Raw genomic sequence first — 11,598 nt, forward strand, 5'->3', positions numbered from 1 at the left:
GAACGAGTGGACCCTAGGCAAGTGCGGTGCGCACCGCCCGCACCAGTGTCTGGGCCCGCGGGTCCGCCGTCACGCTGGTGCGGAAGCCGTTGGTGACATAGCCGAAGGCGATGCCCGACTCGGGATCGGCGAAGCCGAGGGCGCCGCCGCGGCCCGGGTGCCCGAAGGAGCCCGGGGCGAGGAGCGGGGACGCGCCCCCGTGCAGCATGTAGCCGAGGCCGAAGCGGGTGGACACCACCAGCACGCGGTCGGGGCCGGCCGAGGCCTCCGCGCGGGCGCGCTCCATCGTCTGGGGTGCGAACAGACGCACGCCGTCCACCTCGCCGACCAGCGCCGCGTAGAAGCGGGCGAGACCGTCGGCCGTGGCGATGCCGTTGGAGGCGGGCAGGACCGCCGCGCGGTAGGCGGGGTCGTTCTCGTCGGGCAGCGGGGTGATCGCGGCGAAGGCCCGGCGCGTCAGGCTGCCGGGGTCGGCGTAGGCGTCGGCGACCGTGCGCTTGGGCCGTGTGCGCAGTGCGCCCTGCTGTTCCTGCTCCGGTGCCGCGACCGGGCCGACCCGGCCCACGCGGTGCGCCTCGGTCTCGGGCAGCCCCAGCCACAGATCGAGGCCCAGCGGCCGGGCGATCTCGGCCGCCGTCCACGCGCCGATGGACCGGCCCGTGACCCGCCGCACCAGCTCGCCGGTCAGCCAGCTGTAGGTCTGCGCGTGGTAGCCGTGGTCCGTGCCGGGCTCCCAGACGGGCGCCTGCGCGGCCAGTACGGCGGCGGCCAGATCGGGATCGGCCGCCTCGGCGGGCGTGAGCGGACGGTCGAGGACCGGCACTCCGGCCCGGTGCGCCAGCACATGCCGGACCGGGGTCCGGTCCTTGCCCTGCGCCTTGAACTCGGGCCAGTAGTGGCCGACCGGGGCGTCCAGGTCGAGCTCACCGCGCTCGGCCAGCATCAGCAGCACGGCCGCGGCGACGCCCTTGGTCGCCGAGCGCACTATCTGCGCGGTGCCCCGCTCCCAGGGGAGGGTGCCGTCGACGTCCTGGGTCCCGCCCCACAGGTCCACGACCTTGTGCCCGTCGCGGTACACGGTCACAGCCGCGCCGCGCTCCCCGAGGAGCTCGAAGTTCCGTACGAACGCTTCCCTGACCGGCTCGAAGCCCTCGGCCACAACGCCGTTCACGTCCACGGCCGTACTCTCCTCATCGTTGCCTGCGACTGTGGGTGCAACACCGAAACGGCGCCTGCGATTCCTGTGCCGGGTGCTGGCGGGCGGAGATCAAACGTGGGGATGCTCACCTGTGCAGCCGAGGCCACTTCTGTCGTTGTGTGCGACATTGGAAGGTGTGACTGGAGAGTAGTGAGGGACTCACCTTCTGCAGCGTGAGGAGTGGTCCGATGCCCGTGGTGGAACAGTACGCACGAGCCCATGTCGTCACGGACTCCCCGGAGGCTCCGGACGCCGTCCCCATCGTCCTGCGGTACGACCCCGAGACCGATCCGCGCTCGGTACGCATCGGACTGCCCGGCCCCCACGAGTGGGCCTTCTCCCGGGAACTCCTGGAAAGAGGCCTGCGCGGCCCCGCGGGCACGGGAGACGTCCGGATCTGGCCCTGCGGCCGCGTACAGGCGGTCATGGAGTTCCACTCGCAGCGGGGTGTCGAGGTGGTTCAGCTGGAGTCGAAGGCGCTGCTGCGCTTCCTGCGGCGGACCTACACGACGGGCGCGACGGCCACCGGGGTGCGGGCGGGGACGAGCGCGGCACACCAGGTGTCCTGAGGCCGCGCGGGCCGGGCCGGCCGCGCCGGCCGCGTCCGCCCGGTCAGCTTCCCGCGCGCAGCAGTGCCGCCACGATCGGTCCCGCCGAGTCGCCGCCGTGGCCGCCCTGCTGGACCACGCCCGCTGCTGCCAGGTCGCCCTTCCAGGCCGTGAACCAGCCGTTGGGCTGCTTCTGGCCGTCGACCTCCGCCGAGCCCGTCTTCGCGCCGTAGTCCGGGCCCAGACCCGCCATCGCCTTGGCGGCGGTGCCCGAGGATGCCGTGTACTGGAGGACCTCCCTCAGCTGGGCCTGCGTGGACGCGGACATCGTGCGGGCCGCCTTGGCCAGGGTCCGGTTGTCGACCGACGGCGAGACCAGGTACGGCTGATGGAACACACCCGTCTTGGCCGTCGAGACCACCGAGGCCATGTTCAGCGGGTTCATCCGCACGGCGCCCTGCCCGATCAGGGACGCCGCCATCTGGGCATCGCTCTGCACCGGTACGGCACCGTCGAAGGACGGCACGCCGATGGCCCAGCTGTTCATGCTCAGCCCGTAGACCTGCTGCGCGACATCGGTGAGGTCTCCGTTGTGCAGCTTTGTCGCCTGGCTGATGAAGGCCGTGTTGCAGGACGCGGCGAAGCTCGTCTTGAACGTGCCGTTCTTGATCTCGAACTTGTTGTCGTTCTGGAACTTCCAGCCGCCGTACGTCACATACTTGGGGCAGGGATGCGGCTGGTCCGGCTTCGCCAGGCCCTTCTCGAACAGCAGCGTCGACGTCACGATCTTCATCGTGGAGCCCGGGGCCAGGGAGCCCTGGAAGGCCACGTTGAAGCCGTGGTCGGAGTTCGCCACCGCCAGGATCTCGCCCGTCGACGGGCGCATGACGACCACGGACGCCTTGTCCTTGCTCCCCACCTCCTGCTCGGCCTTCGACTGGAGGGCGGGGCTCAGCGTGGTCTTCACGGTGCCCGGCGTGCCCTCGCTCAGCGTCACCAGCGTCTTGTCGGGTGTCTTCTGGGTGCCCTTCCCCGCCGCCTTGCGCACGACGCGCAGCTCGATACCCGCCTTGCCGCCGGCCTTCTTGCCGTACTTCTCGCGCAGGCCGTCCAGCACAGTCCCGAGGGAGGGGTACTTGTCGGCGGTCAGCACACCGCCGTCACGGTCCAGCGCCTTGATGGGAGGCGTGCCCGCCTCGCCCGTCACCAGGCGGTCGCCGTCGGTCAGATCCGGGTGCACCACCGACGGCTGCCAACGCACTCTCGGCCGACCGGTCTTGGGATCGCGCACGACGGTCAGCCGCGTCGCGTACGCCAGCGGCTTGCTCTTGCCCTGGTAGGACACCGTCCCCTTGACGGCGAACGGCACCGAGGCCCCGGACGCCGCACCCGGGGTGAGCGTGACGCCCGTGATGTGCGCGTCCTTGCTGTACCCCGTCAGGGCGCTCGTCGCGGCGGCCGAGTCGTCCGTGGCAGCCGCCGCCTGCGCCGTGTCGCCGTGCTGCCAGGCCGTGAGGAACGCCGTGGCCGTCGTACGGATCTCGGACGCCGACAGCGGGCCGGTCTTCACGGGCTTGTGGGCGCTCCCGGCCGACTTGCCGTCGTCGGCCGCCGCGCCGCCCATCAGGCTGTAGCCACCCACGGCCCCGGCCACGCCCACGAGGGCGATCAGCCCCCCGATCACCAGCGGCTGGTTGTTCCTGCGTTCGGTGACGCGCCTTCTCTTGCCCACTGCTTCCGATCCTCCGCGGTCCCCAGGCCCCCGCTGCCCTCATTTCTCTTCAACGACTCCGCCCACACTAGGGTCCCGTGGTGACAGGGGTGAGTTCAGCCGCCGGTTCGTAGCACAGCTGCGACGATCGGACCGGCCGCGTCGACGCCGTGCCCGCCCGCCTGTGACATGGCCGCCGCCGCGATGTCGCCCCGGTAGCCGGTGAACCAGCTGTTGGACTTCGTCTGCCCGTCGACCTCGGCGGACCCGGTCTTCGCCCCGATGTCGCCACTGAGCCCCGCCATGACGGGCTCGGCCGTGCCCTGGGTCGCCGTCAGCCGCATCATCGCCCTGAGCTGGGTGACGGTGGAGGCGGGCAGGCCCTTGGCGGTTGCCAGTCGGCGGTGGTCGAGGTCCGGGGAGACCAGGTAGGGCTGGCGGAAGGCTCCCGTGGTGGCGGTCGCCGTGACCGAAGCCATGTTCAGCGGGCTCATCTGGACCTGGCCCTGGCCGATGAGGTTCGCCGCGGTGTCCGGGCCGCCGGAGGCGGGCACCGAGCCGTCGAAGGAGACGATGCCGGTCTTCCAGTTGTCCTGCCCGAGTCCGAAGCGGTCCTCGGCCTCCCGGGTGAGCGAGTCCACCTTCACATCGTCCGCGAACTTCACGAACGCCGTGTTGCACGACCGTATGAAGCTGTTGACCAGCGTCGCCTTCTCGTCGGGCGCGAGGCCGGCGAGGTTGTGGAAGGTCTGGCTCTGCCAGACAGCCGTCTCGGGGCAGGGCGCCGGGCCGGTCATGCTGGTGAGGCCGTTGTCGATGAGCGTCGCCGAGCTGATGATCTTCATGGTGGAGCCCGGTGCGAGCCGCCCCTCGAAGGCCGCGTTGAACCCGTCGTGACGGTGGTTGGCGACGGCGAGCACCTCACCCGTACTGGGCTTGACCGCCACCACCGACGACTCCGGGTACTGCGCCACGGCCCGCTCGGCCGCCGCCTGCGCGGAGGCGCTGAGCGTCGTACGGAGCTTGCCGGGGGTGCCCTTGGCGAGGGTCAGCAGGGTCTTGCCCGGCGTGTCCTGGGCGGCATGCACGACGGACAGCTCGATGCCCGGCTTACCGCCGGCCTCGGCACCGTACTTCTGGCGCAGCGCCTCCAGGACCGGTCCCAGGGACGGGTACTTGTCCGCCGTCAGCACCGCGCCGTCGCGGTCCACCGCCTCGATCGGCGGGGTCGAGGACGTACCGGTGGTGAGTGTGTCGCCCTTCTCCAGGGCGGGGTGGATCACGGACGGCTTCCAGTCGACCAGGGCCCGCCCGGTGGTCAGCCCGCGCACGACCGTCAGCCGGCTGTCGTAGGCGAGAGGCTTGGACTGCCCGCCGTAGGACACCGTCGCCTTCACGGAGAACGGCACCGAGGTCCCGCTCGGCGCCCCGGGCGTGATGGTCACATGGGTGATGTGCGCGCCGGTGCCGTAGGCGCTCAGCAACGGCTCCGCGTCCCCGGCGTCGTTCGTGTACGAGGCCGCCTCGGAGGCGTTGCCCTTCGCCCAGGCGGCGAGGAACTTCGCACTCGCCTCCTTGACCTCGTCCCCCGACGGCGGCCCGGACTTCACCGCCGCGGGCCCGCCCGACCCGCTCCCCGAGCCGTCGTGCAGCGCGGACAGGACGTTGTACACCCCGTACCCCGCGCCCCCCACCATCACCGTGAACACCCCGCCGACTATCGCGGCCTTGACCCCCGTGCGCATGGCGCGTCACTCCCTCCCCGTGGAGATCACACCTTAGGCGGGCTGAGGACGGATTGTGACCCGTTGTGTTCATATGTTGCCCGAACAGTGATCAGGAACACGACCGGCGACTGTCGTTGACCGTGAGCCGTAGGGGTGGACGTCGACGACGTACAACGGGTTGAGTCGCACGCGGGGGGGGGCGATGTCCGTCCAGCTAGATCCAGGTATCGAGCCACATCCGCGACCGCCACTCGTCGATGGTGATCGTCGTGCCGGTGTAGATGGGCCAGAAGTAGATGAAGTCTGCGAGATTTACCCGGAGACGGCCCTGACCAGGGCGGTTAGCTCTGATCGGGGTCGTGTCAGGCTGCCTGGGCTGTCTGTGGGCCGTGATCTTGAAGGCTTGGTGCATAGCGAAGCCTGTCGACTGCGGTCCGGGGGTGCGAACAAGTCGGTGCACACTTAGCCCATGGAGCCTCGACCTCGGTACGCCGTGGAGCATGAACATATGTACGCCGTGGTCGAGGCGCTCGTTGCGGCTGGCAACAGCTTTCGCCTTCATCCGCCTGGCAGGGCCTCCACCCCTTATCCGCCCTGCAAGGGCCCAGACCCGTTTTGGATGAACAGGGACTGGGGGGCGTGCTACCTGGAGGCGCCGATCGACTTCGCGGTCGCCAGAGCTGTTCCGGGCCAGCCTGCGGATCTCGAATTCCATGAGGACATCGACTCGATCTTCTGCCGTCATTGTTGGACAGAGATCGCAGGGTCATTGCGTCCTGCTCGATAGAGGCCGTCGACAGCTTTCCGGGTACGTCCTTCACTGCTCGGCATGAGGTGCGTATAGGTCCGGAGGGTGAACCCCGGGTCGCTGTGGCCAAGGTACGAACTCACGGCTCGGATGCTCTCGCCAGCGTCAAGCAGTACGGACGCGTAGAAGTGCCTGAGCGCGTGCATGCCGTCCTCCGGCGCCGATGCGTACCGCTCGCCCGCTTTCCGCTACGGGATGATGCCTGCGGAAGCCAAAGCGGGCTTCCACTGGTGATCGTTGAAGTTGCTCACGCGCACGTGCCGCCCCTCAACTCCACTGAAGATCAGCCGCTTCGTGACCATAGGGCCGTCAGGAGTGCGCCACGGCAGCGTCACGTCGACAGGCTTGAATGCCTTCGAGTGGGCTCGAAGGACAGCAGCCACGGCCCTGGGCAGCGGGACGTCCCGGATCTTGCCGCCCTTCGGCAGAGCAAAAACGTACTTGCCCCGGATGCGCTTGAGCTGGTGCCCCACGATCAGCCAACCGCCCTCGTAGTCGAGCTCCTCGAGGGCCAAGCCGAAGATCTCGCCCTGTCGTAGTCCGCAACCTGCCCCGGCATCGACAGCGGCCTGGTAGCGATGGGGGAGGGCGGCGCGTACGCCGAAGACCTGGGCTGACGTCCAGGGTTCGACGCGCGGCCTTCCCGGCTTCGGGAGCTTCACCGTGCGGGCACGGCAGGGGTTCTTGCTCAGCAGCCCATCTTCGACCGCCGCGCTCAGGGCCGCAGAGACGGTGCCGACGATGATGCGGCGATGCGACTCCGCCGGCACCGCATCTTCCAGATCGGCGATCCAGGCGCGGATATGCTCCGGCTTGAAGGAGCCCAGCGGGCGTGAGCCGATGTGAGGATAGGCGTGAAGTCGGAGCCGTCGCTCTGCGGCCTCACGGCTGTTGATCTCGCCGGTATGCGTCTTGACCCAACGCTCCGCATACTGCCGGAACGTCGTTCGCGCGGCGCGCGGGTCGACGTAGTGACCGCGCGACATGTCCGCTTCGATCTCCGCAAGCCACTGTTTGGCGAGCCGCAGCTCCTTGTCGCGGAATGACTTGCTCTTCTCGGTGCCGTCCGGGCCGACGTACCTGGCGCGATACCGGAGTCCCATTCCGTAGCGGTCGGTCTTGAGTTTGACGGGCTTGCCGTCGGTGCCCGTTTCGCCCTAAGCGTCGACACGGTCCTTGCCGCTCTGCGTGACGCGGACGTTCCCGCGCACGCCGCTCCCGCGCCCCGTCCGGTGCGGTGTTGCGGCTGAGGGTGAGTTCGACGTCGTACGCCAAGGCCGAAGACGTCCTGCTGCGGATATTGCGCGAACTGAAGGCCGACCATCGGCGACGTACTGCGCATTCGTGATGTAGACGGTCTGTTTCCCTTTGTACCGACCGTGGCGACCCACTTGTCGCTGTGAACGGGATTCACTGGTCGGGCACGCTGGAGATGCCGGACCGGCGCCACGGGCCTTCACCGGCACGCAGGGGTCCGCGCCGGTGAAGGGTTGTAAGGCAAGGCCGCCGGCTGGAGCACGATGGTGCGGGTGCCGTCCGACCCCACGAACACTGCGCGGAAGTACAGCGTGTTCGTTCATCCCACCTCGGGAAGCGGGTTCTGCCGGGCGGTCTCCGACCGGTGCCGGGTGATGACCAGGGCGAGGACGGCGACCAGTACGGCCCCGGTGGCCAGGCTCATCGGGCCCGTCCCGAGCTGGAGGCCGTCGCCGTAGGGGGCCGGAACTCCGAGCCAGTCGGCGAAGGACGCACCGAGCGGGCGCGTGATGGTGTAGGCGAACCAGAAGGCGAACACCTCGTTGAACCGCAGCCACCGATACCCCGCGGCCGGCAGCAGAATGACCGCGAGGAACACGAACGTGGACGCGAGGGTACCCAGGCCGAGCGGGCCGGCGGCGAAGTCACCGGCAGCCGTGCCGAGGGCGAAGGTGAAGATGACGGTGAGCCAGTAGAACACCTCGCGCGGACGGGTGTTGATGGAGTGCATGTCCAGCGTCTTCTGGCTGGTGTACCAGGCGATGAACACCACTGCCTGCAGGCCCAGCAGCATGACCGTGGAACCCCACAGCGGCATTCCGAGGTTCAGGTTCAGGTAGTCGGCCGACATGGTGCCGAAGATGCTGACGGCGGTCACCGTCAGCCAGTAGACGACCGGGATGTACCTCTTTGTGGCCACTTGCACGATCAAACAGCCTGCCAGCAGGGCCATGGCCATGAGAATGACCGCGTTCCTCCCGATGTAGTCGTTGAAGAAAACGTAGTCGGAGAATGCCTCTCCGAATGCCGTCGTCCCCAGCTTCGCCACCCAGAATGTGAGCGTGACTTCCGGGACTTTGGTCAACAGACCCGGTTGGACTCCGCGCATGGCCGTGCTTTTCTCTACGAGCATTCTTCTCCCTTCGCCGGCCTGGGGTTCCGTCTGACCTCGGGTGCTCCGAAGAGTAACTTCGATCATTCACGTGCGCGCGCCGGCGTGAGTGGTTCGGCTGGAGTGTTCGATTTCTGACAGTTCGTTCCGTGGGCTGGTTGTTGCGGGTCAGGCCGGTGAGCCGCGTGTCGTCGCGGTGGTCGTCGGCGTCCACTCGCCGCGGGTGCTGCGGGTCTCCTCCTTCCGGTGCGCTAGGAACGTGTCTCTGTAACCGGCGACCCGCGCGCGGTCCGTGATCATTCGTACGGGATGATTTTGGTATGCGTGGTGGGGATGGGCTGTTCGAGGTCGAGCCGGTGGAGAACAAGCGGCCGCAGACCCGCCCGGCAGCGGCGGACAAGACGTTTCGGGCGTTCGATCCGCACCAGGTCCTGCTGCTGCCGCCGTCGCTGGACGAGTGGCTGCCCGAGGACCACCTGGCCCGGTTCGTCGCCGAGCTGGTCGACGAGGTCCTCGATCTTGGGCCGGTGCTGGCGGACTACACCGAGAAGCGGGGCTACCCGCCCTACGACCCGCGGCTGATGGTGCGGCTGCTGATCTACGGCTACACCACCGGGGTCCGCTCCTCGCGGGCGATCGAGCGCCGTTGCGTCGATGACGTTGCGTTCCGGTTCCTGGCCGCTGATCAGGCCCCGGACTTCCGCTCGATCGCCCGGTTCCGCCGCCGCCACCTGGACGCGCTCGCGGGTCTGTTCACCCAGTCCCTGCACCTCGCCCAGAAGCTGGGAATGGTCAAGATGGGCCGCGTCGCGCTGGATGGCACCAAGCTGGAGGCCAGCGCATCCCAGCACAAGGCGATGAGCTACGGCCGCCTGGTCGACAAGGAAGAGCGGCTCGAGGCCGAGATCGCCGCTTTGGAGGCTCGGGCTGGGGACCTGCTCGCTGACGCGGAGGCCACCGACGAAGCCGAGGATGAGGTCTTCGGGCCCGACGGCAAGGATGTGGACCTGCCCGCTGAGCTGGACCGGCGCGAGAAGCGCCTGGCCAAGTTGCAGGCCGCCCGCGCGCAGATCGAGGCCGAAGCGGCTGAGAAGGCTCGCCGCCACGCGGAAGACAAAGAACGCCGCCGCCAGGAGCGCGCCGGCAGTAGCGACGAGCAGGCCGTCACCGACGCGGGACAGAAGGCTGCCGCCACAGCCCGGCCCAAGTCCAAGGCCCAGGCCAACTTCACCGACCCCGACTCGCGGATCATGAAGAACAGCGACGGCGCCTACATCCAGGCCTGCAACGCCCAGGCCGTCGTGGACGATAAACACCAGGTCATCACCGCCGCCGACGTCACCTGCAACCCCTCGGACGCGCTGAACTACACCACGATGCTCGACCAGTGCGCAGCGAACACTGGCACGCATCCCAAGCAAGCGCTGGTCGACGCCGGATACTGCTCCGAGACCAACCTTGAGGCGGCGAAGGACCGCCAACTGGCCTGCGGCACCGACACCTTCATGGCCACCGGCCGACTCGCCCACGACGAACAGGTCCCACCCGCACCCCGCGGACGCATCCCCAAGGACGCCACGCTCAAAAAACGCATGGCCCGAAAGCTACGGACCAAGCTCGGTAAAGCCGCCTACGCCCGCCGAAAAGTCATCGTCGAACCCGTCTTCGGTCAGATCATGACCTGCCAGAACGGCCGCCAACTCCACCTGCGCGGCGAAGACGGAGCCCGCGGCGAGTGGCGACTGCTGGCCGCCTGCCACAACCTCCGCAAGATCTTCCGACACGCCGGAACGGCAGGACTCGCTACCGTGACCGGCTGACCAGCCGGGCTCACCGGCCCGCCACGCCCACCGGGCCATGAAACTCAGCGGCACACGACCCACCCGAGCACCTCAGACCACCAACGGACGATCACAACCGATCCCGCCGATCACGACCCCCGGGCCAGTAGCCGGTTACCGAGACACGCTCCTAGCAAGGTCCAGCGATCACCCTCGTCACGGTGCGCTCGGGTTTGGTCCGATGCCCGCCCGGTTTGGTTCGTGAGGTCTCAGCCGACGCAGCCTGTGACGATGACGGGGCTGCCGTCGCAGTTGGTGGGGATGTTGCGCCGGATCTCGGACCGGTTCACCACGAACTGGGTGTCGGTCCACACGCCGCCCGGTGCGACGGTGGAGGCGTTGTTGTTCACCTCACTGCGATCGAGCGTCACCGAACCGCTGGTGTTGTTGTTGTAGATGCCACCGCCCTGTGACGTGCCGGAGCCGTTCGCACTGTTGCGGTCGACCTTGCTGTCCCGCAGCACCAGGGTGCCCGCAACCGTGTTGTAGATGCCGCCGCCCTTGCCGTCGGAGCCTCCTACGACGTTGCCTGAGACCTCGGTCTTGATGAGCGTCAGCGAGGCCTGATTCCAGATCCCGCCGCCCTGATCTTCCGTGGTGGTGTTGTCGAGGATCTTGCTGTTGATGAACTGCACGGTGCCGCTGTCGATGTCGATACCAGCGCCGTCGCCGGCGATGACGTTGTTCTTCAGCGTGGTGTTGCGGTAGACCGCGTCACCGGTGTCGTGGTCGATGGCACCGCCGTGGTTCACGGCGAAGTTGCGGAAGAACTCGACCCCGTCGGTGGTGACGGTGCCATTCGATTGCAGGCCGCCCCCGGTGTTCCCCGCGTTGTTGAAGGTGAACCGGCTGCGGGTGATGTACGCCGTGGCTCCTGACTCGACCGCAACGCCGCCTCCCCTTTGGTCGGCGTGGTTGTTGTCGAGGGTGGCATCGTGGAGCTTCAGCATGCCGCCGCCGTCGACGAGGATGCCTCCCCCGTCCAAGGGTTCGTTGCCGCCACGGATCGTGATGTCGTCGAGCCGTAGGTCACCGGTGGAGGTGACGTGGAAAATGCGGAAGGCACCGGCCGCCACCCCGTCACGGACGATGGTGGCATCCCGACCCTCGATAGTGAGCTGCCTGTCGATGGGGGGAAGTCCGTCGTCACCGGAGAAGGCAGTGGTCAGGTGGTAGGTGCAGTGGCGGGCAAGGACGAGCGTGGATCCCGCCGGCGCCGTCGCGATCGCGTTGATCAGGGCCGCGGTGTCGCACGGCACCGAAATCCCGTTCCCGCTTCCGCCTCCCGCGACGGCCGGTGCCGCACTCACGCCGTTGACCACGATCATGGCCAAGGCGGCAACGCCGGACAATGTGGTGAATCGCATGACTCTCCTTGAAGTGCAGGGACCGCCCGA

General features: G+C 68.3%; 7 protein-coding genes and 1 pseudogene. 2 read left to right on the forward strand and 6 right to left on the reverse strand.

Features of this window, described 5'->3' with window-relative positions; translation table 11 throughout:
- Nucleotides 1–13: 13 nt before the first annotated feature.
- Nucleotides 14–1,177, reverse strand: coding sequence for a serine hydrolase domain-containing protein (locus tag ABZ845_RS07305; protein ID WP_360974055.1), 1,164 nt, complete (start codon nt 1,175–1,177; stop codon nt 14–16).
- Nucleotides 1,178–1,386: 209 nt separating this feature from the next.
- On the opposite strand from ABZ845_RS07305, the gene ABZ845_RS07310 reads away from it, so the two are divergent.
- Nucleotides 1,387–1,767 carry an SsgA family sporulation/cell division regulator gene (locus ABZ845_RS07310; protein WP_360974058.1) on the forward strand — a complete coding sequence of 127 codons (381 nt, stop codon included), beginning with the start codon at nt 1,387–1,389 and terminating at the stop codon, nt 1,765–1,767.
- Nucleotides 1,768–1,810: 43 nt separating this feature from the next.
- On the opposite strand, the gene ABZ845_RS07315 is transcribed toward ABZ845_RS07310, so the two are convergent.
- The 4 genes and pseudogenes from ABZ845_RS07315 to ABZ845_RS07330 form a co-directional block, all read right to left on the reverse strand.
- Nucleotides 1,811–3,478 (reverse strand): penicillin-binding transpeptidase domain-containing protein, encoded by a 1,668-nt coding sequence (locus ABZ845_RS07315; RefSeq protein WP_360974061.1) that lies wholly within the window; start codon nt 3,476–3,478, stop codon nt 1,811–1,813.
- Between the two features lie 95 nt (nt 3,479–3,573).
- Nucleotides 3,574–5,202, reverse strand: coding sequence for a penicillin-binding transpeptidase domain-containing protein (locus ABZ845_RS07320; RefSeq protein WP_360974064.1), 1,629 nt, complete (start codon nt 5,200–5,202; stop codon nt 3,574–3,576).
- A gap of 723 nt (nt 5,203–5,925) precedes the next feature.
- A pseudogene (locus tag ABZ845_RS07325) lies at nt 5,926–7,095 on the reverse strand (site-specific integrase).
- A 473-nt stretch (nt 7,096–7,568) separates the two neighbouring features.
- Nucleotides 7,569–8,381, reverse strand: coding sequence for a hypothetical protein (locus tag ABZ845_RS07330; RefSeq protein WP_360974067.1), 813 nt, complete (start codon nt 8,379–8,381; stop codon nt 7,569–7,571).
- 317 nt (nt 8,382–8,698) lie between these two features.
- Here ABZ845_RS07330 and ABZ845_RS07335 point away from each other — a divergent pair, with 317 nt between their 5' ends.
- Complete coding sequence (locus ABZ845_RS07335) at nt 8,699–10,180, forward strand: IS1182 family transposase (protein WP_360974448.1); 1,482 nt, start codon at nt 8,699–8,701, stop codon at nt 10,178–10,180.
- Nucleotides 10,181–10,410: 230 nt separating this feature from the next.
- Here ABZ845_RS07335 and ABZ845_RS07340 read toward each other — a convergent pair whose 3' ends face one another.
- Nucleotides 10,411–11,568, reverse strand: coding sequence for a hypothetical protein (locus tag ABZ845_RS07340; protein ID WP_360974070.1), 1,158 nt, complete (start codon nt 11,566–11,568; stop codon nt 10,411–10,413).
- Between the last annotated feature and the right edge of the window lie 30 nt (nt 11,569–11,598).

The sequence above is a fragment of the Streptomyces sp. NPDC047022 genome (genome assembly GCF_040644155.1).
Classification (GTDB): domain Bacteria; phylum Actinomycetota; class Actinomycetes; order Streptomycetales; family Streptomycetaceae; genus Streptomyces.

What these genes read in the sequence shown, in the direction of transcription:
- ABZ845_RS07310 (WP_360974058.1), top strand. Translation starts at nt 1,387, where the DNA reads ATGCCCGTGGTGGAACAGTACGCACGAGCCCATGTCGTCACGGACTCC.
- ABZ845_RS07320 (WP_360974064.1), bottom strand. Translation starts at nt 5,202, where the DNA reads ATGCGCACGGGGGTCAAGGCCGCGATAGTCGGCGGGGTGTTCACGGTG.
- ABZ845_RS07330 (WP_360974067.1), bottom strand. Translation starts at nt 8,381, where the DNA reads ATGCTCGTAGAGAAAAGCACGGCCATGCGCGGAGTCCAACCGGGTCTG.
- ABZ845_RS07340 (WP_360974070.1), bottom strand. Translation starts at nt 11,568, where the DNA reads ATGCGATTCACCACATTGTCCGGCGTTGCCGCCTTGGCCATGATCGTG.